This is a genomic window from Streptomyces sp. NPDC007025, assembly GCF_042869455.1.
Classification (GTDB): Bacteria; Actinomycetota; Actinomycetes; order Streptomycetales; family Streptomycetaceae; genus Streptomyces.
Genome location: NZ_JBIAFT010000005.1, coordinates 56,906 through 81,749, shown reverse-complemented (window position 1 = coordinate 81,749; position 24,844 = coordinate 56,906). Strand labels below are relative to the sequence as shown.

The 24,844-nt window shown below is 73.4% G+C and carries 23 protein-coding genes and 1 pseudogene; 17 read left to right on the top strand and 7 right to left on the bottom strand.

Annotated features, from left to right (window positions below):
• Positions 1-25 precede the first annotated feature (25 nt).
• Together dnaJ and ACFYMO_RS11390 are read left to right on the top strand one after the other, a co-directional pair.
• On the top strand, positions 26-1,237 hold the full coding sequence (gene dnaJ / locus ACFYMO_RS11395) for a molecular chaperone DnaJ (protein ID WP_019355032.1): 1,212 nt from the start codon (positions 26-28) through the stop codon (positions 1,235-1,237).
• Between the two features lies 1 nt (position 1,238).
• On the top strand, positions 1,239-1,709 hold the full coding sequence (locus tag ACFYMO_RS11390) for a heat shock protein transcriptional repressor HspR (protein ID WP_360290002.1): 471 nt from the start codon (positions 1,239-1,241) through the stop codon (positions 1,707-1,709).
• A gap of 100 nt (positions 1,710-1,809) precedes the next feature.
• Here the strand turns inward: ACFYMO_RS11390 and ACFYMO_RS11385 are convergent, their stop codons facing one another.
• Positions 1,810-2,757: a serine hydrolase gene (locus ACFYMO_RS11385; protein ID WP_366772993.1), complete on the bottom strand. Its 948-nt coding sequence runs from the start codon at positions 2,755-2,757 to the stop codon at positions 1,810-1,812.
• Between the two features lie 210 nt (positions 2,758-2,967).
• Between ACFYMO_RS11385 and clpB the strand changes: the two genes are divergently transcribed.
• Together clpB and ACFYMO_RS11375 are read left to right on the top strand one after the other, a co-directional pair.
• On the top strand, positions 2,968-5,607 hold the full coding sequence (gene clpB, locus ACFYMO_RS11380) for an ATP-dependent chaperone ClpB (RefSeq protein WP_366772992.1): 2,640 nt from the start codon (positions 2,968-2,970) through the stop codon (positions 5,605-5,607).
• A gap of 268 nt (positions 5,608-5,875) precedes the next feature.
• Positions 5,876-6,406, top strand: coding sequence for a YbjN domain-containing protein (locus tag ACFYMO_RS11375; RefSeq protein ID WP_019355036.1), 531 nt, complete (start codon positions 5,876-5,878; stop codon positions 6,404-6,406).
• 252 nt (positions 6,407-6,658) lie between these two features.
• Here the strand turns inward: ACFYMO_RS11375 and ACFYMO_RS11370 are convergent, their stop codons facing one another.
• The gene (locus tag ACFYMO_RS11370; RefSeq protein ID WP_366772991.1) at positions 6,659-7,903 is read right to left on the bottom strand and encodes a pyridoxal phosphate-dependent aminotransferase; all 1,245 of its coding nucleotides are present in this window, start codon (positions 7,901-7,903) and stop codon (positions 6,659-6,661) included.
• Positions 7,904-8,051: 148 nt separating this feature from the next.
• Between ACFYMO_RS11370 and ACFYMO_RS11365 the strand changes: the two genes are divergently transcribed.
• The 11 genes from ACFYMO_RS11365 to ACFYMO_RS11315 all read left to right on the top strand — a co-directional run bounded on the left by ACFYMO_RS11365 (position 8,052) and on the right by ACFYMO_RS11315 (position 18,511).
• Entirely contained in the window at positions 8,052-8,345 is a 294-nt protein-coding gene (locus ACFYMO_RS11365; RefSeq protein WP_366772990.1) for a hypothetical protein, read from the top strand.
• Positions 8,346-8,749: 404 nt separating this feature from the next.
• Entirely contained in the window at positions 8,750-9,331 is a 582-nt protein-coding gene (locus tag ACFYMO_RS11360) for a DUF2617 family protein (RefSeq protein WP_366772989.1), read from the top strand.
• Between the two features lie 173 nt (positions 9,332-9,504).
• Complete coding sequence (locus ACFYMO_RS11355) at positions 9,505-11,031, top strand: spermidine synthase (RefSeq protein ID WP_388545767.1); 1,527 nt, start codon at positions 9,505-9,507, stop codon at positions 11,029-11,031.
• Positions 11,032-11,168: 137 nt separating this feature from the next.
• Positions 11,169-12,167, top strand: coding sequence for a hypothetical protein (locus tag ACFYMO_RS11350; protein WP_366772987.1), 999 nt, complete (start codon positions 11,169-11,171; stop codon positions 12,165-12,167).
• Between the two features lie 48 nt (positions 12,168-12,215).
• Positions 12,216-13,067 (top strand): aldose 1-epimerase, encoded by an 852-nt coding sequence (locus ACFYMO_RS11345; protein ID WP_366772986.1) that lies wholly within the window; start codon positions 12,216-12,218, stop codon positions 13,065-13,067.
• Between the two features lie 47 nt (positions 13,068-13,114).
• On the top strand, positions 13,115-13,657 hold the full coding sequence (pyrE, locus tag ACFYMO_RS11340; RefSeq protein ID WP_366772985.1) for an orotate phosphoribosyltransferase: 543 nt from the start codon (positions 13,115-13,117) through the stop codon (positions 13,655-13,657).
• A 216-nt stretch (positions 13,658-13,873) separates the two neighbouring features.
• Positions 13,874-14,905, top strand: coding sequence for a class II fructose-bisphosphate aldolase (gene fbaA, locus ACFYMO_RS11335; protein ID WP_366772984.1), 1,032 nt, complete (start codon positions 13,874-13,876; stop codon positions 14,903-14,905).
• Positions 14,906-15,074: 169 nt separating this feature from the next.
• Positions 15,075-15,488, top strand: a complete 414-nt coding sequence (locus tag ACFYMO_RS11330; RefSeq protein ID WP_074998940.1) for a DUF3151 domain-containing protein — start codon at positions 15,075-15,077, stop codon at positions 15,486-15,488.
• Between the two features lie 191 nt (positions 15,489-15,679).
• Positions 15,680-16,501, top strand: a complete 822-nt coding sequence (locus ACFYMO_RS11325) for a tryptophan 2,3-dioxygenase family protein (protein WP_366772983.1) — start codon at positions 15,680-15,682, stop codon at positions 16,499-16,501.
• A complete protein-coding gene (gene kynU / locus ACFYMO_RS11320; RefSeq protein WP_366772982.1) occupies positions 16,494-17,801 on the top strand; it encodes a kynureninase in 1,308 nt (435 codons plus the stop codon). The genes ACFYMO_RS11325 and kynU overlap by 8 nt, the downstream gene beginning before the upstream one ends.
• Complete coding sequence (locus ACFYMO_RS11315; RefSeq protein ID WP_366772981.1) at positions 17,798-18,511, top strand: alpha/beta fold hydrolase; 714 nt, start codon at positions 17,798-17,800, stop codon at positions 18,509-18,511. Before kynU ends, ACFYMO_RS11315 begins: the two co-directional genes overlap by 4 nt.
• Positions 18,512-18,667: 156 nt before the next feature.
• Here the strand turns inward: ACFYMO_RS11315 and ACFYMO_RS11310 are convergent, their stop codons facing one another.
• Entirely contained in the window at positions 18,668-18,922 is a 255-nt protein-coding gene (locus tag ACFYMO_RS11310) for a hypothetical protein (RefSeq protein ID WP_019355050.1), read from the bottom strand.
• A 203-nt stretch (positions 18,923-19,125) separates the two neighbouring features.
• Here ACFYMO_RS11310 and ACFYMO_RS11305 point away from each other — a divergent pair, with 203 nt between their 5' ends.
• Positions 19,126-19,767, top strand: a complete 642-nt coding sequence (locus ACFYMO_RS11305) for an HXXEE domain-containing protein (protein ID WP_388545760.1) — start codon at positions 19,126-19,128, stop codon at positions 19,765-19,767.
• Between the two features lie 52 nt (positions 19,768-19,819).
• Here the strand turns inward: ACFYMO_RS11305 and ACFYMO_RS11300 are convergent.
• The 3 genes and pseudogenes from ACFYMO_RS11300 to ACFYMO_RS11290 form a co-directional block, all read right to left on the bottom strand.
• A pseudogene (locus tag ACFYMO_RS11300) lies at positions 19,820-20,008 on the bottom strand (Uma2 family endonuclease); the annotation flags it as partial.
• A 63-nt stretch (positions 20,009-20,071) separates the two neighbouring features.
• Complete coding sequence (locus ACFYMO_RS11295) at positions 20,072-21,400, bottom strand: hypothetical protein (RefSeq protein WP_366772979.1); 1,329 nt, start codon at positions 21,398-21,400, stop codon at positions 20,072-20,074.
• 90 nt (positions 21,401-21,490) lie between these two features.
• Complete coding sequence (locus ACFYMO_RS11290) at positions 21,491-22,774, bottom strand: adenylosuccinate synthase (protein WP_026004374.1); 1,284 nt, start codon at positions 22,772-22,774, stop codon at positions 21,491-21,493.
• A gap of 307 nt (positions 22,775-23,081) precedes the next feature.
• Here ACFYMO_RS11290 and ACFYMO_RS11285 point away from each other — a divergent pair, with 307 nt between their 5' ends.
• The gene (locus tag ACFYMO_RS11285; protein ID WP_366772978.1) at positions 23,082-24,110 is read left to right on the top strand and encodes a hypothetical protein; all 1,029 of its coding nucleotides are present in this window, start codon (positions 23,082-23,084) and stop codon (positions 24,108-24,110) included.
• Positions 24,111-24,218: 108 nt separating this feature from the next.
• Here ACFYMO_RS11285 and ACFYMO_RS11280 read toward each other — a convergent pair whose 3' ends face one another.
• On the bottom strand, positions 24,219-24,791 hold the full coding sequence (locus ACFYMO_RS11280) for a MarR family transcriptional regulator (protein WP_366772977.1): 573 nt from the start codon (positions 24,789-24,791) through the stop codon (positions 24,219-24,221).
• Positions 24,792-24,844 lie beyond the last annotated feature (53 nt).

The following is a 24,844-nucleotide window of genomic DNA, read 5'->3' as shown; positions in this document are numbered from 1 at the left end:
GCGTGCGGGAGGAGGGACGTCGAGGATGAGTACCAAGGACTTCATCGAGAAGGACTACTACAAGGTCCTCGGCGTCCCCAAGGACGCCACCGAAGCCGAGATCAAGAAGGCGTACCGCAAGCTGGCCCGGGAGAACCACCCGGACGCCAACGCCGGCGACCCCAAGGCCGAGGAGCGCTTCAAGGACGCCTCCGAGGCGTACGACGTGCTCGGCGACGCCAAGCGGCGCAAGGAGTACGACGAGGCGCGCAGCCTCTTCGGCAACGGCGGCGGCTTCCGGCCCGGCGGCGGCGCGGGCGGGCCGGGCGGCGCCGGAACGTTCAACTTCGACCTGGGCGACCTGTTCGGCGGACAGGGCGGCGGCGGAGCCGGCGGACCCGGCGGACCCGGTGGTGCCGGGGGCTTCGGCGGTGGGCTCGGCGACGTCTTCGGCGGGCTGTTCAACCGCGGCGGCGCCGGTACCCGCACCCAGCCCCGGCGCGGGCAGGACATCGAGTCCGAGGTGACGCTCAGCTTCACCGAGGCGGTGGACGGGGCCACGGTCCCGCTGCGGATGTCCTCCAGCGCCGCGTGCAAGGACTGCGCGGGAACGGGGGACAAGAACGGCACCCCGCGGGTGTGCCCCACCTGCGTGGGCACCGGGCAGGTCTCCCGGGGCACGGGCGGCGGCTTCTCGCTGACCGACCCGTGCGTGGACTGCAAGGGCCGCGGCCTGATCGCGCAGGACCCCTGTGACACCTGCAAGGGGTCCGGCCGGGCGACCAGCTCGCGCACGATGCAGGTCCGCATCCCGGCGGGCGTCACCGACGGGCAGCGCATCCGGCTGCGCGGCAAGGGCGCTCCCGGCGAGCGGGGCGGCCCCAACGGCGATCTGTATGTCGTCGTCAACGTGGACAAGCACCCGGTGTTCGGCCGCAGGGGCGACAATCTGACGGTCACCGTTCCGGTCACCTTCCCGGAGGCCGCGCTCGGCGGCGAGGTGAAGGTTCCCACGCTGGGCGGTCCGCCGGTCACCCTGAAGGTCCCGCCGGGTACGCCGTCCGGGCGGACGATGCGGGCCCGGGGCAAGGGCGCGGTCCGCAAGGACGGCACCCGCGGCGATCTGCTGGTGACGGTGGAGGTCGCGGTGCCGGTGGCGCTGGACGACGAGGCGAAGGACTCCCTGGAGTCCTACCGGGACGCGACGGCGGGTGAGGATCCGCGGGCCGCGTTGTTCAAGGCAGCGAAGGGAGACTGAGGTGGACGGCCGGGACGGACGCAGACGCTTCGCGGCCGGGCGCTCCGCGGCGTACGAGCTGACGGACGAGTCTCCCGTCTACGTCATCTCGGTCGCAGCGCAGCTCTCGGGGCTGCACCCGCAGACCCTGCGGCAGTACGACCGGCTGGGGCTGGTCTCGCCCGACCGTACGCCCGGGCGGGGCCGCCGCTACTCGGCCCGCGACATCGAGCAGCTGCGCGAGGTGCAGCGGCTCAGTCAGGACGAGGGCATCAATCTCGCCGGTATCAAGCGGATCATCGAGCTGGAGAACCAGGTCACGGCGCTCCGGCAGCGGGTGGCCGAGCTGTCGGCCGCGGTGGAGGGCGCCGCGGCGGCGATGCAGCAGCGGGAGGCCCAGGTGCACGCCTCCTACCGGCGCGATCTGGTGCCCTACGAGGATGTGCGCCAGTCCAGCGCGCTGGTGGTCTGGCGGCCCCGGCCCCGGGAGTGACCCGGGCCAGGCACCCGGCGGCCACCGCGCCGGGGCGGTCACTGCCGCCGGGACCGGCCCCGGAAGCGGGTGCGGGGCGGGGCCGCCCGGCCTGCCGCTGCTACTTCGCGAAGCCGTAGGAGAGCAGCTTCTTCGCGTCCTTCGTGCGGTTGGCGGACGAGGAGGCGGCCAGCACGGTGCCGATCACGGTTTTGCCGCCCCGCTTGGCGGCGAAGACCAGGCAGTACTTCGCCTCGGGGCCCGAGCCGGTCTTGACGCCGAGCGCTCCGGAGTAGCCGCCCAGCAGCGGGTTGGTGTTGCGCCAGTTCATGTACCGGTAGCCGCCGCTCCTGGTGACCGTCTTCTGTTTGGTGGAGCGGGTCTTCACGATCGAGCGGAAGGTCGGGGAGCGCATCGCGTCGCGGGCGAGCTTGGTCAGATCGCGCGGGGTGGAGTAGTTGCGGCCCTTGCCGATGCCGTCGAACGAGTCGAAGTGCGTGTTCTTCAGGCCGAGGCCGCGGGCGGTGGAGTTCATCGAGCCGATGAAGGACTTCACCCGCGCGGAGCGGGTGCTGCCCTTGCCGAAGGTGTCGGCGAGTGCGTAGGCGGCGTCGCACCCGGAGGGCAGCATCATCCCGTAGAGGAGCTGGCGGACGGTGACCTTGTCGCCGACGATCAGCCGGGCCGAGGAGGCGGTGTTGCGGACGATGTAGTCGCTGTACGCCTTCCGGATGGTGACCTTCCGGGAGAGGTTCAGGTTCTTGCGGGCGAGTACCACCCGGGCAGTCATGATCTTGGTGGTCGAGCCGGTGGACCGCCGGGTGTCGGCGGCCTTGGTGTAGAGGCTGCTGCCGGTGCCGCTGTTCATCACGTAGCCGCCCCTGGCGGTGACGGACGGCTTCTTGGCGGCCGTGGCCGCGGGGGCCGGGGCCGTGCGGGCGGTGGTCGGTGCGGTGGCCGCGGGGGCCGCCGCGGCGGCCGGGGCGGTCAGTGCGGCTGCCGTCAGGACGGCCGAGGAAGTGACCATCACCGTGGCGACACGGTGGGTGCCAGCAATGCCGATCTTCACTCTGTCAGCTCCAAATGCCGCTGCCGAGCGGCTCGTTGGGCGATTTTCCGGGCCGGGGCGGCCGGGAACCAGGAAGGATCGTAGACGTTTTTAGGTTGAGTGGAATAGACTCAACTTGTTGCATGCTATGGGTAGCAAGTGCCGGTGATCGGGGCGCAGGGGCGCCAGGGCACGGCACCCGCAGCCAGCACCGGAGGAGGACGCAGGACAGTGGACGCGGAGCTGACCAACAAGAGCCGGGACGCCATCGGCGCGGCCAACGACCGGGCGGTGAGCGACGGGCACCCCGACATCACCCCGGCCCATCTGCTGCTCGCCCTGCTCACGGGCGAGGACAACGAGAACATCCAGGATCTGATCGCCGGCGTCGAGGCCGACCAGGCGGCGCTGCGCTCGGGCGCCGAGCGGCTGCTCGCGGCCCTGCCCACCGTGCAGGGCCAGACGGTGAGCCGGCCGCAGGCCGACCGCGACCTGCTCGCCGTCATCGCCGACGCGGCCCAGCGCGCCAAGGACCTCGGCGACAGTTTCGTCTCCACCGAGCACCTGCTGATCGCGCTGGCGGCCAAGGGCGGCGCCACCGGTGAGCTGCTCGAACAGCAGGGCGCCGACGACCGGAAGCTGCTGGACGCCTTCAGCGCGCAGCGTGGCAGCCGGCGGGTCACCAACCCGGACCCCGAGGGCACCTACAAGGCCCTGGAGAAGTTCGGCACCGACCTGACCGCCGCGGCCCGGGACGGCAAGCTCGACCCCGTCATCGGCCGGGACCAGGAGATCCGCCGGGTGGTGCAGGTGCTCTCCCGGCGCACCAAGAACAATCCCGTCCTCATCGGCGAGCCCGGCGTCGGCAAGACCGCCGTCGTCGAGGGGCTGGCCCAGCGGGTGGTCAAGGGCGACGTACCGGAGTCGCTGCGGAACAAGCGGCTGGTCGCCCTCGACCTCGGTGCCATGGTGGCGGGCGCCAAGTACCGCGGCGAGTTCGAGGAGCGGCTCAAGACCGTGCTCTCCGAGATCAAGGAGAGCGACGGCCAGATCATCACCTTCATCGACGAGCTGCACACCGTCGTCGGAGCGGGCGCGGGCGGCGACTCGGCGATGGACGCGGGCAACATGCTCAAGCCGATGCTGGCCCGCGGCGAGCTGCGGATGGTCGGCGCCACCACGCTGGACGAGTACCGCGAGCGGATCGAGAAGGACCCGGCGCTGGAGCGCCGCTTCCAGCAGGTGCTGGTCGCCGAGCCGAGTGTCGAGGACTCCATCGCGATCCTGCGCGGGCTCAAGGGGCGGTACGAGGCGCACCACAAGGTGCAGATCTCCGACAGCGCGCTGGTGGCCGCCGCCGCCCTCTCGGACCGCTACATCACCTCCCGCTTCCTCCCCGACAAGGCCATCGACCTGGTGGACGAGGCGGCGTCCCGGCTCCGGATGGAGATCGACTCCTCACCCGTGGAGATCGACGAGCTCCAGCGGTCCGTCGACCGGCTCAAGATGGAGGAGCTGGCCCTGGACAAGGAGACCGACCCCGCCTCCGTCGAGCGGCTGGAGCGGCTGCGCCGTGAGCTGGCCGACAAGGAGGAGGAGCTGCGCGGGCTCACCGCCCGCTGGGAGAAGGAGAAGCAGGGCCTCAACCGGGTCGGTGAGCTGAAGGAGACGCTGGACGAGCTGCGCGGCCAGGCCGAGCGCGCCCAGCGCGACGGCGACTTCGACACCGCCTCCAAGCTCCTCTACGGCGAGATCCCGGCCGTCGAGCGGGAGCTGGCGGCCGCCACCGAGGAGGAGGAAGAGGCCAAGAAGGAGATCGCGGCGGGCCAGGCCGACAAGGACAGCAGGATGGTCAAGGAGGAGGTCGGCTCGGACGACATCGCCGACGTCGTCGCCTCCTGGACGGGCATTCCGGCCGGCCGGCTGCTGGAGGGCGAGACGCAGAAGCTCCTGCGGATGGAGGAGGAGCTCGGCAAGCGGCTGATCGGGCAGCGGGAGGCGGTGCGCGCGGTCTCCGACGCGGTGCGCCGCAGCCGGGCCGGTATCGCCGACCCCGACCGCCCCACTGGCTCGTTCCTGTTCCTGGGTCCCACCGGCGTCGGGAAGACGGAGCTGGCCAAGGCGCTTGCGGACTTCCTCTTCGACGACGAGCGGGCCATGGTCCGCATCGACATGAGCGAGTACGGGGAGAAGCACAGCGTCGCCCGGCTGGTCGGCGCGCCGCCCGGGTACGTCGGCTACGAGGAGGGCGGCCAGCTCACCGAGGCCGTGCGGCGCCGCCCCTACAGCGTCGTCCTGCTGGACGAGGTGGAGAAGGCGCACCACGAGGTCTTCGACGTGCTGCTCCAGGTCCTCGACGACGGCCGGCTCACCGACGGCCAGGGCCGCACCGTCGATTTCCGCAACACCATCCTCATCCTCACCTCCAATCTGGGCAGCCAGTTCCTGATGGACCCGCTGGAGAAGGAGGAGGAGAAGCGCGAGCAGGTGCTCGCCGCGGTCCGGTCCGCCTTCCGGCCCGAGTTCCTCAACCGGCTGGACGACCTGGTGGTCTTCTCCGCGCTGGCCGGGGACGAGCTGCGGCGGATCGCCCGGCTCCAGGTCGACGCGCTGCAGGCCCGCCTCGTCGAGCGGCGGCTGACGCTGGACGTCACCCCCGCCGCGCTGGACTGGCTCGCCGCCGAGGGCAACGACCCGGCCTACGGTGCCCGGCCGCTGCGCCGCCTCGTCCAGACCGCCATCGGCGACCAGCTCGCCCGGGAGATCCTCGCGGGCGAGGTACGCGACGGCGACACCGTGCGGGTGGACCACGTCGAGGGGTGGGAGGGCCTGGTGGTGGGCTCGGCCGCCGGAGCGGCCGCGGGCGCCTGAGTCCCCTCGGAGGGGCCGGCCGCCGGCCCCTCCGCAGCTGCCTACCGCATCCCCGGGCCCGGCACCCCGGACAGCGCGGCCCGCCCGGCCGCCCCGGGCATTCCGGGGCGTCGGTGCCGGAACCGGTGAAACGGTGAAAGGGTGGCGGGGTGCCGCACGCAGCGGGCGCCGCCCCTCCGCTGCCTCCGGCCGGGCCGCACCCCCAGGGTTGTCACCGCGGGGGGCCCGTGCGGGAGGATGACCGAAGCCGTATGAAGGGAACACCCACGTGAGCATCGACCCGTCCTCGATCCCGAACTTCGGGGGCCAGCCCGAGGAGCCGGAGGAGTCCGGTCCCACCGGACCGATCATCCCCGACCAGGACCTCGTCAAGCAGCTCCTGGACCAGATGGAGCTGAAGTACGTCGTCGACGACGAGGGAGACCTCGCGGCGCCGTGGGAGGAGTTCCGCACCTACTTCATGTTCCGGGGTGAGGCGGAGCAGCAGGTCTTCTCGGTCCGTACGTTCTACGACCGGCCGCACACCATCGAGGACAAGCCCAAGCTGCTGGAGGCCATCGACGACTGGAACCGCCGCACCCTGTGGCCCAAGGTCTACAGCCACACCCACGACGACGGCAGCGTCCGGCTGATCGGTGAGGCGCAGATGCTGGTGGGCACGGGCGTCTCGCTGGAGCACTTCGTCTCGTCCACGGTCAGCTGGGTGCGTGCCAGCATCGAGTTCGACAAGTGGCTGGTGGAGCAGTTCGGCCTGGAGAAGGACATCGACTCCTCCGAGGGCGACGGCGGCGACGCGTAACGGCGTCGGCACCCCGAGTTCCCGAAGGGCCGGGCGCATCCTGGGGATGCGCCCGGCCCTTCGCCTGTCCGCTTCCCCGGAGCCCGGCCCGCACCGTGCCGGTGCCCGCTCCCCGGCTCCTCGCCCCGCTCCTTCGGCTCCCGTTCCCCGGTGCCCGCCGGACCCCTGACACCCGTCAGGTACCGCGCGGCATCCCGAGCCGGGAGACTCCCCGGACCGGCGCGCGGGACCCGCGGAACGGGGGGCGGGTGGTCAGTCGGCGCCCGCCACACCCCGCAGCCGCCGCGCGGCCTCGTCCAGCACGTCCTCCCGCTTGCAGAACGCGAAGCGGACGTAGGGGGCGCCCTCTGCCGCGTGGTCGTAGAAGACCTGGGTGGGGACGGCGACGACGCCGACGCGCTCGGGGAGGGCGAGGCAGAAGGCGACCCCGTCGGCGGCGCCGAGCGGGCGGATGTCGGTGGTGATGAAGTAGGTGCCCTGCGGGCGGTGCACCGCGAAGCCCGCTTCCTCCAGTCCGCCGGCCAGCAGGTCCCGGCGGCGGCGCAGGCCCTCGCGCAGGTCGGTGTAGTAGCTGTCGGGCAGTGCCAGGGCCTCCGCGACGGCGTACTGGAAGGGGCCCGCCGACACGAAGGTCAGATACTGCTTGGCCGCGCGTACGGCGGTCACCAGGGCGGGGGTGCCGGTGACCCAGCCGACCTTCCAGCCGGTGAAGGAGAACGTCTTCCCGCTGGAGGAGATGGTGACCGTGCGGTCCCGCATCCCGGGGAAGCCCGCCAGCGGGTGGTGCGCGCCGTCGAACACGAGGTGCTCGTAGACCTCGTCGGTGACGGCGAGCAGGTCGCGCTCCACACACAGTTCGGCGACGGCGGCCAGCTCGTCGCGGCGCAGCACGGTGCCGGTGGGGTTGTGCGGGGTGTTGAGGAGGAGGAGCCGGGTGCGGTCGGTCACGGCGTCCCGCAGTTCGTCCAGGTCGAGGTGGTAGGCGCCGTCCCGGGGGCGCAGGGTGACGGGCACCCGGGTGCCGCCCGCCATCGCGATGGAAGCCGCGTAGGAGTCGTAGTACGGCTCCAGGGCGATGACCTCGTCCCCGGGTTCGACCAGCGCCAGCAGCGAGGCGGCGATGGCCTCGGTGGCGCCCGCGGTGACCAGTACCTCGGTGTCGGGGTCGTAGCGCAGGCCGTAGAAGCGCTGCTGGTGGTCGGCCACGGCCGTGCGCAGTTCGGGGATGCCGGGACCCGGCGGGTACTGGTTGCCCCGGCCGTCCCGCAGGGCACGGACCGCGGCCTCCCGGACCTCCTCGGGGCCGTCGGTGTCCGGGAAGCCCTGGCCCAGGTTGATCGCGCCGGTCCGGACGGCGAGCGCGGACATCTCGGCGAAGATCGTGGTGCCGAACCCGGCGAGGCGGCGGTTGAGCAGCGGGCGCCCTTGGCCGGACTCCGTCCGGGTGGCGTCCGCGGCCCCCGGCGCTCCCGGGGCGGCGGCGTGGCCAGCAGTCATGGCAGCCATCCTCCGGCAAGCTCTGGTCTTCCTCAACCCGGCATTGCCCACCCGCGGCAGCGGGCAGGAGCCGACTACGCCTGCGGACGGCAGCACGGTTGCACGAGAAGGGAATTGCCGTTCACAGAACTTCGAGGGGGAAGCGCTCATGTCCCAAGTTCTGGTGTTCGTCGGCATCGTCACCGCCTTCGCCCTCGTCGCGGTGCTCGCCAGGCCGGCCCTCTCCGGCCGCCCGCGGCGCCGCCCGCCCCGCGGCGGCTCCCGGCGGGCCGGAGGCGGCCGCGGCAACCGCAGCGCGTACGACGGCGACATCCCGACCGGCGGCGGCCCCGTGTACGAGGGTGGCGTTTCGCAGGGCGGGGACACGTCGGGCGACGGCGACACTTCGTACGGCGGTGACGGGTCGTACGGCGGTGACGGGGCGTTCGGCGACGGCGACTGAAGCGCTCGCGCGGCCGGCGCGCGACGTGGCCCGCGCCCGGTCTCCGTGGCTCTGCGCCCTGCGCCCTGCGCCCTGCGCCCGCGCCCGGTCTCCGTGGCTCTGCGCCCGCGCCCGGACGACCGCGCCTCTGCCCCGCCTCCGGGTGCTCCGCGCCCCGCGGTGCCCCGCTCCGCAGCTCCGCGGGTGCTCGGTGTTGGTGGAGCGAGAAGGGAACACATGACCTCATCCATACCTATGGGATGGAAATCCGTAGAACCTGGGTAAAAGCGCTGTGGGTACGGCGTTTCCGTGATTCGGTGAATCGTGAACTGTCGTCCCCGCGCCTCCTGGTCCCCGGCCCGGAGGCGCGGGAGATCGAGGGGTGGGGCGGCCCACTCCTCCCTGCGTGCTTGCGGAGCCGACCCATGCTCACCACTTTGAACACCGCCTACACCGACACCCGCGCGCACGACCTCGCCTGGGACCTGGGTCGTGCGCCGCTGCCCGCACTCGCCTGCATGGACGTCGAACTGGACGGCAGCCACGTGCAGTTGCGACTGTTGGGCGCCTCGCACCAGGTCCTGCTCGGCGACGAATTCGGCGGGTGCTGTGAGACCGTCGCCTGCCTGCCGGGCAGCAGTACCCCGCTCCCGCTGGGCGTCTCCAAACGCTTCACGGGGTGGGAGTACGAGTTCGCGGCCCGCGTCGAGCGGCTGTCGCCCAGCTCGTTCTCCGGGCGCGCGCAGGAGTTGCTGGCGCTGGTCGCGGATCACCCCAACGGATTCGCGGGGACGTTCCCCGGGGCGCCGAGCGCCTTCACCGCGCTGCTGGTCCAGCGGCACGAGGGGCAGATCCGCTGGCGCACCTGGCATTCCTATCCGCAGGAGGGGTCGTTGGTCTCGACCCGGACCCGGGTGGCCACCCGGGCGCGGAGAGGGACGGGCGGAGCCCCGGGGCCGGAGGGGGCCTCCGTGATCCCGCTCCGCCGCGGTCCGGCCATGGCCTGAGGCGATCCGGCGCGGCGCACGGCCCGGTACGGCCCGCGCGGCGCGGCCCGGGACGGCTCGGCGCGCGGTGCGCCGCGCACCTCTCCGGGCCCTGCCCGGTGGGGAGACCGACCACCCCGGAAGCACTCATGTGAGTGACCTAAGGTGTCTATGATGTGACGTAGCGTGCACCCATGATCGACCGTCCACCGCCCTCCGTGGAGAGCCCGCGGCTGCCCGTCCCCGCGGGGTTCGGGCGCGGCCTCGTCCTCGCCTCGGTGTTCGTGTGTGCGGCCTGCGGTCTCGTCTACGAACTCGAACTGGTCGCCGTGGCCTCCTCGCTGGTCGGGGACTCGGTCACCCAGGCGTCCGTCGTCCTGTCCGTCATGGTCTTCGCGATGGGTGTCGGCTCGCTGCTGGCCAAGCGGTTGCGCTGCCACGCCGCCGCGGGCTTCGGCTGTGTCGAGGCGCTGCTCGCGCTGGTCGGCGGCGGCTCGGCGATGGGGATGTACGCCTCCTTCGCCTGGCTGGGCGGAGCCCGGGTGGCGCTGGTCGTCATCTCCTTCACCATCGGCGTGCTGATCGGCGCGGAGATGCCGCTGCTGATGACCCTGATCCAGCGGATCCGCGCGCAGGACCCCGGCGGAGCCCTCGCCGACCTGTTCGCAGCCGACTACGTGGGGGCGCTGGTCGGCGGGCTGACCTTTCCGTTCCTGCTGCTGCCGCTGGCCGGGGAGTTGACCGGCGCGCTGCTCACCGGGGTGGTGAACGCGGTGGCCGGAGGTCTGGTCGTGCAGTGGCTCTTCCGCCACGATCTGACCGGCCCGGTGCGCCGCCGGCTCCTGGCGGCCAACGGCTGCGTACTCCTCCTGCTGCTCGCGGGCACGGCGTTCGCCGGGCCGTTCGAACACGCCGCGCGGCAGGCGGTGTTCGGCGAGGACGTCCGGGTGGCCGTGCGCACCGACCGGCAGGAACTCGTCCTGACCGGCGGCGCGACCCGCGGCGAGTGGCCGGCGGCGGGCGAGCTGCGGCTGTTCCGGGACGGTGCGCTGGTGCTGCGGGGCCGCAGCGCCCGCGCCGAGTACCGGGCCCTGGTCCGGCCCGCGCTGTCCGGCGGCCCGCGCGCCCGGGTGCTGGTCGTCGGTGGCGGCGACGGGGTCGCGCTGCGCGAGGTGCTGCGCTATCCGGAGGTGCGCGAGGTCACGGTGGTGGGGAGCGACCCCGGTGTCGTCCGGCTCGCGCGGCGGGATCCGGGGCTGCGCGCCCTCAACGGCGGAGCCCTGGAGGACCGGCGCGTGCGGTTCGTACGGGCCGACGCCTTCGACTGGCTGCGGGACCGGGTGCGCTCCGGGGCCGCCCCGTTTGATGTGGTGGTCTCCGCGCTGGCCGCCCCGCGGGTCGCCGGTCCCGAGCTGTACTCGCAGGAGTTCTACGGTCTTGCCGAACGCCTGCTCGCCGAGGAGGGGCGCCTCGCCGTGCGGGCGGGCGCGCCCGCCGAGCGGGCCCGCGCCTTCTGGACCGTGCACGCCACCCTGCGGGCCGCCGGGCTGAGCCCCTGCCCCTACCCGGACGCCGCCGAAGACGGCGGGTTCCTGCTGGCCCGGCACGCCCGGCCCGCGCCGCAGGACTGCGAACTGCCCGGGGGCCGGACCGTCTCGCTGCCGGAGGGCGATCCGCAGGCCCGTCCCTCCACGCTGATGCACCCGCGCTATCCGGGCTGACCGGGCCGGCCGCGCCGGGCCGACCGGCTGACCGTGCCGCTTCCGGCCCGAGGTGGGTGGTCCCGCCCAACACGGGTGCGGGAAAGATGCGGCCCGGTCATATGTGCGCCGCACCGCTGGGTAATAGGCTCCGGCCCATGGAGCACGAGGTGTACGTACCGCTTTCCGTCGGCTCGGTGCGGGCCGCCCTCACCGACAGCGCCCGTGTCGCCCGCTGCGTGCCCGGCTTCCAGCAGGAGCAGCAGGAGCAGGCCGACGAGCGGGGGGCCGACCGGGTGGCCGGCCGGCTGAAGGTCCGGATCGGCGGCTCGACCATCACCTACCGCGGCGCTCTCACCCTCACTCCGCACGGTGGCACCGGCCCCGCGGCGGCTCCCGACGCGCTGGAGCGGCTGGAGGTCGAGGGCAGCGGCGGCGAGGCCCGTGGTGCGGGCACCGTCGAACTCGCGCTCTCCGTCGAGCCCCGGTCGGCCGACGACGGCGAGGGCACCGCGCTGGTCTGCGTCGGCACGGTGACCGGTACCGGCAGGCTCGCCGCGTTCGAGCAGAAGACGGCCACGTCGGCGGGGGTGCGGCTGCTCGACAGGTTCGCCGCGGCCCTCGGCGACAGCATCCGCGCCGAACCGCCCGCGGGCAGTCCGGAGGCGGAAGCGTCCGGTGGCGGGTCCGGCGACGGTGGACCGGAGGGCCGCGAGGGCCCGGTCGCGGGCGGTATCGGCGCACCCGGCGACAACGAACGGGCGATCCCGGGGATCCCGGAGCCGGAACCGGAGCCGGAGCGCACCCCGCTGTTCGAGACCGAGGTGCCGCCCTCGTCGCTGGGCCGCGACGAGGAGTCGGAGCTCGACGCGGCCGAGGGAACGGGCGGGACAGCCGGGGCGGACGAGCCGGGTGGTCCGGAGGGGCCCGACGGCGGTCCGGAGGGGCTCAACGCGGAGGCCGCGCACGCCCGGCGCACGATGATCGGGCGCAGCGCGGAGGAGGTGGACCACGCCCCGCCGCGCGGCCGCTACGCCCCGGTCCCGGCCCCGGAGCAGGGCTCGGCGACCGCCACCCTGCGCTGGGCCGCACCGGCCGCCGCCGCGATGGTGGCGGGCGCTGTCGTGCTCGGCCGGGCGCTCCGGCGACGGCGCTGACAGCGGGTCTTGCGGCGGGGTCGCTGACACCGCCGTTATGGTCGCTGTATGACTGATCTGCCCACCTCCCCAGAAGCCACGTCCGTTGTGCTCAGCGCCCAGGGGACCGAGGTGTCGGTCGAACCCGGGCGCGGGTGCCGGCTCGCCTCCCTCCGGGTGGGCGGCACCGAACTCCTGCGCCAGGGGCCGCAGTACGGCTCCTTCGTGATGGCGCCCTGGTGCGGCCGCACCGCGCAGGGGCGGTTCCGCAACGGCGGCGAGATGTTCCAACTCCCGTTGAACGGGGGCGCTTCCCGGCCGGCGGCCGGGGCGGGCCCGCACGCCCTCCACGGCACCGTCCGCGACGCGGTCTGGCGTCAGACGCCCGGCGGCACCGACACCAAGGCGTCCTTCACCTACGACCTGACCGACCCGTGGCCCTGGGAGGGCCGGGTGACCCAGGTCGTCGAGCTCGCCGAGGACGGCGGTTCGCTCACCCTCAAGCTCGCCGTCGAGACCTTCGACGTCTCCTTCCCGGCGCAGGCCGGATGGCACCCCTGGTTCCTGCGCAATCTCGGCGAGGGCGGGGAGGACGTCCGGCTCGACTTCTCGCCGGAGTGGCAGGAGGAGCGGGGCGAGGACCACATCCCGACCGGTAAGCGGATCGCGCCGCAGCCGGGGCCGTGGGACGACTGCTTCGGGATGCCCGGCGGTGTCGACGCCACCCTCACCTGGCCCTCCGAGCTGTCCCTGCGCATCACCTCGCGCGCCGAGTACGTGGTGGTCTACGACGAGCCGGCGGAGGCCGTCTGCGTGGAGCCGCAGAGCGGTCCCCCCAACGGGCTCAACTCCCACCCGCGCCAGGTGACCCCGCTGGACCCGCTGGAGCTGACGACCACGTGGAGCTGGCAGCGGCTGTAGGTGGTGGTTGCCGGGGCGCGGGCCGGGGGCGCATAGGCTGAGGTCCCATGAACGACGACGTGCGCGCCGCGCTGCTGCGGCAGATCAAGGACAAGGCCGTGGTGCACGGCCGGGTCACCCTCTCCTCGGGTGCGGAGGCCGACTTCTACGTCGACCTCCGCCGGGTCACCCTGGACGGGGAGTCGGCGCCCCTCGCGGGCCAGGTGATGCTGGATGCGACGGAGCACCTGGACTTCGACGCGGTGGGCGGCCTCACGCTGGGGGCCGACCCGGTCGCGACGGCGATGCTGCACGCCGCCGCCGCCCGTGGCCGGCACCTCGACGCGTTCGTCGTCCGCAAGGCGGGCAAGGCGCACGGGTTGCAGCGCCGAATCGAGGGCCCGGATGTGGCGGGGCGCCGGGTGCTGATCGTGGAGGACACCTCGACGACCGGGAACTCGCCGCTGACCGCCGTCGAGGCGGCCCGGCAGGCGGGTGCCGAGGTGGTGGCGGTGGCGACCATCGTGGAGCGCGGCGCGGCCGGGGCGATGGAGCGGGCCGGAGTGCCGTATGTCCATGCGTTCGATTTGGCGGACCTCGAACTGGTCTGAGCGTCCGGTCCGTCCGTGGCTGCTGTTTCACGTGAAACGCATTCGGGTGGAATGTGTTCGCGCGGAACCGCGATCAGCGCGCCGTAGTGCGCATTAAGTGCATTTGTGAACTCACTCGTCCGGAGCATCCGGCCCCGTCTGGGAAGATGGGCACGACGATGACGTCGTTCCGTTGAGCCGAAGCCGGATCACCACGCACCCCCAAGGAGCGGTCTCATGCCCATCGCAACCCCCGAGGTCTACAACGAGATGCTCGACAGGGCGAAGGAGGGCACGTTCGCCTACCCCGCCATCAACGTCACCTCGTCGCAGACGCTGCACGCCGCGCTCCGCGGCTTCGCCGAGGCGGAGAGCGACGGCATCGTGCAGATCTCCACGGGCGGGGCCGAGTTCCTGGGCGGGCAGTACAGCAAGGACATGGTCAGCGGCGCGGTCGCGCTCGCCGAGTTCGCGCACATCGTCGCGAAGAAGTACCCGGTGAACATCGCCCTGCACACCGACCACTGCCCCAAGGACAAGCTCGACGGCTACGTCCGCCCGCTGCTGGCGGTCTCCCGTGAGCGGGTGGAGCGGGGCGAGAACCCCCTCTTCCAGTCCCACATGTGGGACGGGTCCGCCGAGACGCTCAAGGACAACCTGGCGATCGGCCAGGAGCTGCTCGCCGAGGCGGCCGCCGCCAAGATCATCCTTGAGGTCGAGATCACCCCGACCGGTGGCGAGGAGGACGGCGTCACCCACGAGATCAACGACGAGCTGTACACCACGGTCGAGGACGCCGTCCGCACCGCCGAGGCGCTCGGCCTCGGCGACAAGGGCCGCTACCTGCTCGCCGCCTCCTTCGGCAACGTGCACGGCGTCTACAAGCCGGGCAACGTGGTGCTCCGCCCCGAACTGCTCAAGGACCTCCAGCAGGGCGTCTCCGAGAAGTTCGACAAGCCCGCGGGCAGCCAGCCGTTCGACTTCGTCTTCCACGGCGGCTCCGGCTCCACCGAGGAGGAGATCGCCACCGCGCTGCAGAACGGCGTGGTGAAGATGAACCTCGACACCGACACCCAGTACGCCTTCACCCGGCCGGTCGCCGCGCACATGTTCAGCAACTACGACGGCGTGCTGAAGATCGACGGCGAGGTCGGCAACAAGAAGGTCTACGACCCGCGGAGCTGGGGCAAGGCCGCCGAGAAGGGGATGGCCGAGCGCGTCCTGACCGCCTGCGGCAACCTCCGTTCCACCGGCACCCGCATGAAGTAGCCCCGCGCCCGTCCGCGACGCCCCGCGCGCGGTACGCCCCCGCCGCGCGAGGCCGGACGGCACGCGACCTCCTGGAAGGGCCCCCGGTACGCCGGGGGCCCTTCCGCGGCCGGGCCACGGGTGGCGGCGCGGTGTCCGCTGCGCGGACAGGTACAGGCACACTGGGGCCATGGCCATTCACGAGAACCTGCTCGGGGGTCCGCCCCCGACCCACCTTCCCGACGACCCCGGGCCGCGCGAGCTGCTCGCCGCCGGGACGGCGCCCTCCGAGGTCGCCGCGCAGTACCCCACCTCGTCGCTGGCGTGGGCACAGCTCGCCGACGACGCGTTCGAGGCGGGCCGCGTCGTGGAGTCGTACGCCTACGCGCGCACCGGCTACCACCGCGGGCTGGACGCGCTGCGCCGGAACGGCTGGAAGGGGCACGGGCCCGTACCGTTCGAGCACGAGCCGAACCGGGGCTTCCTGCGCGCGCTGCACGCCCTCGCGCGTGCGGCCGAGGCGATCGGGGAGCAGGATGAGTACGAGCGCTGCTCCTCCTTCCTGAAGGAGAGCTCGCCCACCGCCGCCGCGACCCTGGGCTGAGCCCGCGGCCGGTGGCCGGCGGGTGCACGGCGGCGGTGAGGGTGCCTGCGTACAGCCGGTGACCTTGCCGCCGCCGCCGCGTAGCGCGCATGATGCCCCTCGGGCCCGCAGAGGCCCGAGGGGACCGGGGCTCCGATGTCTATCCGGAAGGGGCGGACCGCTACCCGGACGCACAGCGAGTGGAGACAGCGATGTCACACGACCCCGAGGCCCCGGTACTGGATTTCGCGGGCACCACACCGTACGAGGACTATGTCCGCGCGGACGTCCTCACCCACCTCCAGGAGCCGCTCTCCGACGATCCCGGGGAGCTGGCGTTCCTCGTCACCACCCAGGTGATGGAGCTGTGGTTCACCGTCATCGTGCACGAGTGGCAGACGGCCGCCGCGGCGCTGCGCCGGGACGACACGGAGGGCGCGCTGGCCGCCCTGAAGCGCTCCACCCACGAGCTGCGGTCGCTCAACGCCTCCTGGGAGCCGCTGGCGCATCTCACCCCCGCCCAGTTCAACGCCTACCGGGCGGCGCTGGGGGACGGGTCCGGTTTCCAGTCCGCGATGTACCGGCGGATGGAGTTCCTGCTGGGCGAGAAGTCGGCCTCCATGCTGGTGCCGCACCGGGGGGCGCCGCGGGTGCACGCCGAGCTGGAGAAGGCGCTCCAGGAGCCGAGCCTCTACGACGAGGCGCTGCGGTTCCTGGCCCGGCACGGCGCGCAGGTCCCCGAGCCGGTGCTGCGCCGGGACGTCGCCGCCCGCTACGAGCCCGACCCGGGGGTCGAGGCGGTCTGGGTGCGCGTCTACGCGGGTGACCCGGGCGCCGCGGCGCACCGGTTGGGCGAGGCACTGACCGAGGTCGCCGAGCTGGTGTGGCGCTGGCGCAACGACCATCTCGTGGCCACCCGCAGGGCGATGGGTGCCAAGGTCGGCACCGGCGGCTCGTCCGGGGTCGCCTGGCTGGAGAAGCGGGCGGCCAAGCAGGTGTTCCCCGAGCTGTGGACGGCGCGCAGCCATGTCTGAGCGCGGACCCGCCGAAGCCGCGGACGCCCCCGCCGCCCAGGGGCCGGCCGCCGAGGGGCCGGCCGACCGGGGCCCGGCCGCCGAGGCGCTCGCCGCGGAAGCACTGGCCCTGGACGCCGCGGACCCGCTCGCCGCGTTGCGGGAGCGGTTCGTGCTCGACCCCGCCACCGTCTACCTGGACGGGAACTCCCTGGGCGCACTGCCCGAGGGCGTCGAGGCGCGGCTCGTGGACGTCGTCTCCCGCGAGTGGGGCCGGCTGCGGATCCGCTCGTGGGCGGAGTCCGGCTGGTGGACGATGCCGGAGCGGGTCGGCGAGCTGGTGGCGCCGCTCGTCGGCGCCGGGCCGGGGCAGGTCGTCGTCTCCGACTCGACGAGCGTGAACCTCCTCAAGGCGCTGGTCGGCGCGGTCCGGGTCGCCCGGGAGCAGGACCCGGACCGCGGTGAGCTGCTGGTGGACGCGGCGACCTTCCCCACCGACGGCTACATCGCCGAGTCCGCGGCCCGGCTCACCGGCTGCACGGTGCGCGCCGTACCGCCCGAGGAGGTGCCCGCCGCGCTGGGCCCGCGCACCGCCGCCGTGCTGCTCAACCACGTCGACTACCGCACCGGAGAGCTCCGCGCGCTGCCCGCGCTCACGTCCGCCGCGCACGCGGCGGGCGCCCTGACGGTCTGGGACCTGTGCCACAGCGCCGGTGCGCTGCCCGTGGACCTGGACGCGCACGGTGTGGACTTCGCGGTGGGCTGCACCTACAAGTTCCTCAACGGCGGGCCCGGTTCGCCCGCCTTCCTCTATGTGCGCGGCGCCTTGCAGGAGCGGTTCGACTCTCCGCTGCCCGGCTGGAACTCGCACGCCGACCCGTTCGCCATGGCGCCGGACTACACGCCCGCGAGCGGTGCGGTACGCGGCCGGGTGGGCACCCCCGACATCCTCTCGATGGCCGCGCTGGAGAGCGCGCTCGGCGTCTGGGACGGGGTGCGGATCCAGGACGTGCGGGCGAAGTCGCTGGCGCTCACGGACTTCTTCCTGCGCTGCGTCGCCGCCCACGCGGCCGGCGGCGCGCTCGGTGTCCGGTCCCTGACCCCGGCCGAACACGCCCGGCGCGGCAGCCAGATCGCGCTGCTGTGCGATCCGCCGGAGCAGGCGGAACCGGTGATGCGGGAGCTGATCGCGCGTGGCGTCGTCGGGGATTTCCGCCGCCCCGGTGTCCTGCGCTTCGGGTTCACCCCGCTCTACACTTCGTTCCGGGACGCCGAGCGTGCCGCCCGCGTCCTGGGCGAAGTGATCGGGGGAGCACGATGAGCCAGGACGAGGAGAAGGCGCTGCTGGCTCTCCCGGCGGCGCCCCCGGAGCGCCAGGAGCGGTACGGGCCGCATCCCTCGCAGGTCGTCGATCTGTACGGGGAGGGCGCGAGCGGTGGCCGGGTGGTGCTGCTGCACGGCGGCTTCTGGCGCGAGCAGTGGGACCGCAGCCATCTGTCGCCGTTCGCCGCGGCCCTGGCGGGCCAGGGCATACCGGTGGCGCTGGTCGAGTACCGCAGGGTGGGCGGAGGCGGCGGCTGGCCCGCGACCGCCGAGGACGTCGGTGCCGCGCTCGACCTGCTGGGCGCTCCGCCCAGCGTGCTGTTCGGCCACTCGGCGGGCGGACACCTCGCGCTGTGGGCGGCGGCCGCGCGGGAGCGGGCCGCCGGGCGGGTGGTGGTGGCGGCGCCGGTCGCCGACCTGGAGCGGGCCCATGCGACGCGGCTGAACGGCGGAGTCGTCTCCGACTTCCTCGGGGGCGAGGAGCGGGTCGCCGCAGCGCTGGCGGAGGCGGACCCGATGCGGCTGCTGCCCCGCACGCCGGTGGAGATCCTGCACGGCACCGCCGACCGGGAGGTGCCCATCGAGCTGTCCCGCCGCTACGCCAACAACTGGGGCGCCCGGCTGCACCTGCTGCCCGGCGTGGGCCACTACGCGCCCATCACCCCGCGCACCCCGGCCTTCGACGTGCTCGTCAGGTCACTGCGCTAGCCCCCGGGCCCGCGCCCGTTTGCATCTCCGGCCCGCACCCGTCCGCATCTCCGGCCCACACCCGTTTGCATCCGCGGCGCACGCGCGTCCGGCCCCGCGCGGGGCGCGGGGCCGGAGCGGGCGCGGGCGCGCGGGGCGCCCTGCTGAGCGGCGGGCTCAGTCGAGCTCGAGCTCGCCGATGGCGAGGCCGCTGTTGATGTGCGTCACCACGTTGTCGTGGATGTGGTTGCTCTGGAACGACTTCACGGACGTGGTGTCGTTGTCGCTGCTGCTCACTCGCGCGTTCAGGATGTGGTCGCTGAAGTCCTGCGCGTACGAGTTCCAGGAGTTGCCGGCGAAGGCGGTGCCCGCCGAGCCGAGGACGGCGGCGGTCGCCAGGACGGCGGCTGCGGTCGCGGTGCGGATGCGCATGGGTGCTCCTTGCGGGTCTGGTGCGCGGTCTCGCGCGGTTCTGGCTGTGCGTCGAGACCTCTTCCACACCACGCACCGGAACGATCATCATTAGTCCGTACGTGCCGCTCATCTACCCCGCACGGGCGCCTGTCGGCCGTCCGGTACCTGATTCGACCGGGGGTGCGCGTGGGTCCCCGCTGCCACCCCGGCACACTCCCCTCATGCACACGGACATGCGTACGGACAGGAACACCGCGCGGACGAACGCGGCGCGGGCCGCTGCGGCACCGTGCGACCCGGACCCGGCAGGCGCGATCGGCGTCGGCGTCACCCTGGGACTCTTCGCCGCATGGGCACTGCACGACGCGGAGGAGGTGGCCATGGTGTCCCGCTGGACCCGGACCCGGGTGCCCGAACTGCGGGAGCGGATACCCGGCGTGCCCGAGGCGGTGTGGGAGCGGCTGGAGTCGCTGGACGGCCGCCGGTTCGCCACCGCGGTCGGCGTCATGGGCGTCATCGTGGCGGCCGCGGCGGCGGACGGGCACCGCACGGGCGGGCGCAGCGGCTTCTACCAGGGGGCACTCACCGGCTTCGGGCTGCACGGCTTCGTCCATCTGGCGCAGGCGGCCGCCGTCCGCGGCTACACCCCCGGATCGGTCACCTCGCCGCTGCTGGTCATTCCGTTCACGGCCTGGGCCCGCAGGCGGCTGCGGGACGCGGGCGTCCTCCGTCCGGCGACCCCGCGCGACATCGCCGTCGGCCTCGCCACCGCCGCCGCCGCGACAGCGCTCTCGCACGGTGCGGCGGACCGGCTGCTGCGGCCCCGGCGCGGCCGGTGGAGTCAGCGGGGTCAGCGGGCGTAGTTCTTCAGCGCGTCAGTCTCCAGCGTGAACCCGACCGGCTCGGGGAGCACCACTCGGGGCGGGACTGCATGCACTGCCTCGGCAGCCACATGATGAGGGCTGCGTGAGCTCCGTCCGGCACGGCTTTTTCTCCGATACGTCCGTCGATGAACTCCAACGTGACGGTCTCGGGGGCGGTGGAGGCGAGCCGTTCGAACTCCTCCGCCGTCATGTGAGACGTGCGCTCGGCGATAGCCGTCATGTTGCACCTCCTTCCAGGCGAAAGCCAGCGTCGCCCGGCCGGACCCGGCACCGGGGACGATCTTCACACTTTCACTCGCACGGGCGGACGGCGCGCGTCCCGGGCGTCGCCGAGGACGCACACGCCGACCGCCACCGCCAGGAACGCCGCGCCGGCGGCGAGCAGCGCCGTCTCGTAGTAGCCGCCGCTCATCACCCGCGCCGCGCCCCAACCGGCAGCCGTGCCCGCGACCGCGGCGACGGCCAGCCGCAGCAGCAGCCGCCCGGGATTGGCGACTCCGGCGGTCCCGGCGGACTCGGCGGTGAGCGTGTCCCGCAGCGCGAGAGCCGCGGCCACCGCGCCGAGCAGCAGTCCGGCACCGGCCGCCAGCGCCGGGGTGCCGAAGACGACGCCGTACCGCACGGCCAGGGCCGGGGCGAAGAACAGCAGCAGGAAGCGGCGCAGCGCGTGGCCGAGGAAGGCGACGGCGGGTCCCGCGTCCGGGCCGGTGCGCAGCCGCCGGTCGGCCGCCCGGCATCCGGCCAGGACGAGGGCGCATCCGGCGACGAAGGGCAGCCGCGCCTCCAGCCGCCCCAGGTTGTAGAGGAGCAGCGTGTCGTAGGCGAGCAGGACGAGTCCGCCGAAGGAGGCGAGGGATCCGAGGAAGAGCAGCAGCCGTCCGGCGGACAGCGGCCGGGGCCGGGGGAGTCCAGCGGGCGGCGTCCGGCTGGTTGCTCCGTGTCGGACCGCCGCCGCCAGCAGCGGCGGGGTCACCAGTGCGGACGCGCACCGGATCAGCAGGTCGTCCGTGGTCCACGGGTTGCGCAGGTCCCATTCGACGGCGCAGAAGACCGCCGTGTAGGCGAGCGCGGCCACCACCAGCAGCGGGGAGGTGAACACCCGGCGGTACAGCCGGTCGTCCAGCCAGCGCAGCACCACCGCGAAGGCCAGCAGCACGAGCGGGAGTTCGAGGGCGGCCTGGACCCGCAGCACGGACCCGGCCAGCGCCTCGGGCCAGGGCCAGTGTGCCGCGAGCCGGGTCGGCGGCCAGTCCGCCGCGGGGAGTTCGAACCAGCCGGGCGGCAGATACCGGGCCACGAAGCCGGGGTCGCCGCCGTGCACCCGCCGGATGTACACCACGACGGCGATCTGGTTGACCAGTACGGCCCCGACCAGCAGGCCGAGCAGACCGAGCGGTCCCGGCACCCGGCGGGACGGGCTCGCGCCGGGCGCGGAGCGCCGCCGTCCCCGCCGGGCACCCACACCGTGCGGCGGTCCGGCGGACGGGTCGGCCGGCGGCTCCGCGCGCGGGCCGGGCAGCCACCGGGCGGTCGCGGCGAGCGGGAGCCGGGTGGCGAGGGCCAGGGAGAGGAGGACCGACACCACGACTGTGCCGTCCACGGCGAGCTGCACGCGGGGCAGCGTAGTGGCACGGCCCGCAGCCGCACGGACCGGGCCGTGCGGCTGCGGGCCGGGCTGGGGGAGCCTACGGGCCGGGGGTGCTCAGAGGAAGGAGTTGATCTCGATCGTCTCGTCGCGGCCCGGGCCGACGCCGACGGCGGAGATGGGCGCTCCGGACATCTCCTCCAGCGTCTTCACATACGCCTGGGCGTTCTTGGGGAGGTCCCCGAAGGTCTTCGCCTTGGTGATGTCCTCGCTCCAGCCCGGCAGGTACTCGTAGACCGGCTGGGCGTGGTGGAAGTCGCTCTGGTTGTAGGGCAGCTCGGTGGTGCGCTCGCCGTCGATCTCGTAGGCGACGCACACCGGGATCTGCTCCCAGCCGGTGAGCACGTCCAGCTTGGTGAGGAAGAAGTCGGTCAGCCCGTTGACGCGGGTCGCGTAGCGGGCGATGACCGCGTCGAACCAGCCGCAGCGCCGGTTGCGGCCCGTGGTGACGCCGAACTCTCCGCCGATGCGGCGCAGCGCCTCGCCGTCGTCGTCGAACAGCTCCGTCGGGAACGGTCCCGCACCCACCCGCGTGGTGTACGCCTTCAGGATGCCGATGACCCGGTTGATCTTCGTCGGGCCGACGCCGGCGCCGGTGCAGGCGCCGCCCGCGGTCGGGTTGGAGGAGGTGACGAACGGGTAGGTGCCGTGGTCCACGTCCAGCAGCGTGCCCTGGCCGCCCTCGAACAGGACGACCTTGCCCTCGTCGATGGCGTCGTTGAGGATCAGCGTGGTGTCGGCGACGAAGCCCTTGAGCTGTTCCGCGTAGCCCAGCAGCTCCTCGGTCGCCTGCTGCGGGGAGATCGCGCGGCGGTTGTAGAGCTTGGCGAGCACCTGGTTCTTGAAGTCGAGTGCGGCCTCGACCTTCTGCAGCAGGATCGACTCGTCGAACAGGTCCTGGACCCGGATGCCGACCCGGTTGATCTTGTCGGCGTAGCTCGGGCCGATGCCGCGTCCGGTGGTGCCGATCCGGCGCTTGCCCAGGAACCGTTCCGTCGTCTTGTCGAGCGTCGCGTGATACGGCGTGATCAGGTGCGCGTTACCGCTCACCAGCAGCTTGGAGGTGTCGACGCCGCGCTCCTGGAGCCCGCTCAGCTCGGAGAGCAGGACCGAGGGGTCGACGACGACGCCGTTGCCGATGACCGGGGTGCACCCCGGCGAGAGGATCCCGGAAGGCAGGAGGTGCAGCGCGTACTTCTGGTCGCCGACGACGACCGTGTGGCCGGCGTTGTTGCCGCCCTGGTAGCGCACCACATAATCCACCGAGCCGCCGAGCAGGTCGGTGGCCTTTCCCTTGCCTTCGTCACCCCACTGAGCACCGAGCAGCACAAGTGCGGGCACAGGCGTACACCCCTTCCGGGCGGGGCATGTCCCACGTGCGGTGGCGCCGATCGGCACCCTCGCAAGAGCCGCAGTCCGGTACCCCAGATAGAGGAAGCCCCTGGCGCAACAGCGGCAGGGGCTCTTGCACCGAGAGATTACCGAACAATTCTCCCGGGTGACGAACAGGGGAGTGCTCCGGCCCGGACAGGCGTACGAACCAGTACCGCCGCAGCACCGTGAGTACCGTCGGAACCACCGTTCGGGATCACCCGTACCACCCGTCGCAACCATCCGGATCCCTCCGGATTCATGAGGAAGGACCGTGGTGTCGGCTCCAGATTCCGCGAGGCCCCCCGCGGGCGTGGCCCGGGCCGCCGCAGGCACCTGCTCGAAGAGCTGGGAGGAGGCTCCGCTGCTCCTGGTCGTCGATCCCGTCGCCCGGCACACGGACGCCGAGTCCGTACGCATCGCACGCGATGTGCTGCGTGCGGCGACGCCGGGTCTCAAGCTGTGCCTGCCCGACGACCCCGCGCAGACGCCGCGGCTGCTGGCCCGGCGCGGCAGCAGACGCCCCGTCCTGGTCGGTGACGACCGGGCCCTGCTGCACGCGGTCCGGTATCTGCACGGGGAGCGCGCGCTGGGCGCCACGGCGCTGTCGGTGGTGCCTGTCGGCGACGGCCCCTCGGTCGCCCTGGCGCGCAGCCTCGGACTGCCGCTGGACGCGGTCTCGGCCGCCCGTGCGGTACTGCGCGGCAACCCGCACCCCATGGATCTGCTGGTCGACGACGAGGACGGTGTGGTGCTGGGCGGGGTGCGCACCGAAGCCTTCCCGGCCGTGCGCGCGCCGCGCCGGGAGGAGCGTGCCGAGCGGGACGCGGAGGGTGCCGGGCTGCCCGGGCAGTGGCGGCGGATGTACCAGGCCCTGGCGCGCACGATGCTCGCCCACGGGCGCGGGAGGGAATCCGGGGAGCACGGCGGGCTGCCGCCGACGGCTCCGGGGCGGCCGGTGCCGCCGTCCCCGCCCGTATGCCGCAGGCCGCCGGTGCGCGGCGGCCAGCGGCTGCGGGTGGAGGCGGACGGCGCGGTGGTGGCCGGTCCGGACCGGCCGCTGGCGGACGTGACGGTGCGGACGACCGGTACCGGCGGGCTCGCCGAGGTGTCCGTCCAGCCGCTGGCGGGCACGCCGCTGCGGGTGCGGGCGCACACCGTCACGGTCTCCGCGCCGGAGGGGTTCCCGGGGTTCCGCTACCGCGCCGACGCGGACGCCGACTCCGGGGCTCCGGCGGCGCCCGCCGCGTCGCGTACCTGGACGGTGCTGCCCCGCGCCTGGCACCTGGTGCTTCCGGCGGGGTGAGCCGTTCCGGTCCCGGCCGCCCGGTCGCCCAGTCCCAGTCGCCCGGTCGCGGGTCGCCCGGGCTCCGCTCACGGGTGCGGGTCGCCGGGCCCGTCGCCCGGGTGCCGGTCAGTCGGACTGTCGGCGGGCGTGCCAGCGGTTGAGCATGTCCTCCAGGCCGGTGCGCATGAACTCCAGGAACTCCGCGCTCTCCCGCACCCGGCGTCCGCCGGGCGTGTCGGTGCCGAGGTCGTCCGCGCCGGTGTTCAGGGTGCCCAGCCACCGGCCGAGGACGTGGTCGCGGCTGAGCAGGCTGGTGTACCAGACGTCCTGGTGCAGCATGTAGCGCTCGCGGCGGGAGCCGGGGTCGCGCTGCCGGGAGACCAGTGCGACCTGGGAGAGGTAGCGCACGGCGCCGGAGATGGCGGCGGGGCTGGCCTGGAGCCGGTCGCCGAGTTCGGCGGAGGTGAGGGCGCCCTCCTCGGAGGCGAGCAGGCAGGCGAAGACGCGGGACGCCATGCGCTGCATGCCCGCTTCGGTGAGGTCGGCGGCGAACCGTTCGACGAAGGGGGACACCCTCGTGCGGTAGTCCGCCACCTCCGGGTGGTCCGCCGCCTCTTGCCGGTCCGCAGTCCTCCGGCGGTCCTCTGTGGTCCGGTTGTCCTCTGTGGTCCGGTCGTCCGCCGCGGAGTCGTCTGACACGTCTGTCCGTCTCTTCCCGTTCTTCCCGCCCAGGGGTCCTGTGGAAGATCCTA

Coding starts and splice junctions, on each gene's coding strand:
- dnaJ (WP_019355032.1), top strand. CDS start 26: ATGAGTACCAAGGACTTCATCGAGAAGGACTACTACAAGGTCCTCGGC.
- ACFYMO_RS11370 (WP_366772991.1), bottom strand. CDS start 7,903: ATGACTGCTGGCCACGCCGCCGCCCCGGGAGCGCCGGGGGCCGCGGAC.
- ACFYMO_RS11365 (WP_366772990.1), top strand. CDS start 8,052: ATGTCCCAAGTTCTGGTGTTCGTCGGCATCGTCACCGCCTTCGCCCTC.
- ACFYMO_RS11360 (WP_366772989.1), top strand. CDS start 8,750: ATGCTCACCACTTTGAACACCGCCTACACCGACACCCGCGCGCACGAC.
- ACFYMO_RS11355 (WP_388545767.1), top strand. CDS start 9,505: ATGATCGACCGTCCACCGCCCTCCGTGGAGAGCCCGCGGCTGCCCGTC.
- ACFYMO_RS11350 (WP_366772987.1), top strand. CDS start 11,169: ATGGAGCACGAGGTGTACGTACCGCTTTCCGTCGGCTCGGTGCGGGCC.
- ACFYMO_RS11345 (WP_366772986.1), top strand. CDS start 12,216: ATGACTGATCTGCCCACCTCCCCAGAAGCCACGTCCGTTGTGCTCAGC.
- pyrE (WP_366772985.1), top strand. CDS start 13,115: ATGAACGACGACGTGCGCGCCGCGCTGCTGCGGCAGATCAAGGACAAG.
- fbaA (WP_366772984.1), top strand. CDS start 13,874: ATGCCCATCGCAACCCCCGAGGTCTACAACGAGATGCTCGACAGGGCG.
- ACFYMO_RS11330 (WP_074998940.1), top strand. CDS start 15,075: ATGGCCATTCACGAGAACCTGCTCGGGGGTCCGCCCCCGACCCACCTT.
- ACFYMO_RS11325 (WP_366772983.1), top strand. CDS start 15,680: ATGTCACACGACCCCGAGGCCCCGGTACTGGATTTCGCGGGCACCACA.
- kynU (WP_366772982.1), top strand. CDS start 16,494: ATGTCTGAGCGCGGACCCGCCGAAGCCGCGGACGCCCCCGCCGCCCAG.
- ACFYMO_RS11315 (WP_366772981.1), top strand. CDS start 17,798: ATGAGCCAGGACGAGGAGAAGGCGCTGCTGGCTCTCCCGGCGGCGCCC.
- ACFYMO_RS11310 (WP_019355050.1), bottom strand. CDS start 18,922: ATGCGCATCCGCACCGCGACCGCAGCCGCCGTCCTGGCGACCGCCGCC.
- ACFYMO_RS11305 (WP_388545760.1), top strand. CDS start 19,126: ATGCACACGGACATGCGTACGGACAGGAACACCGCGCGGACGAACGCG.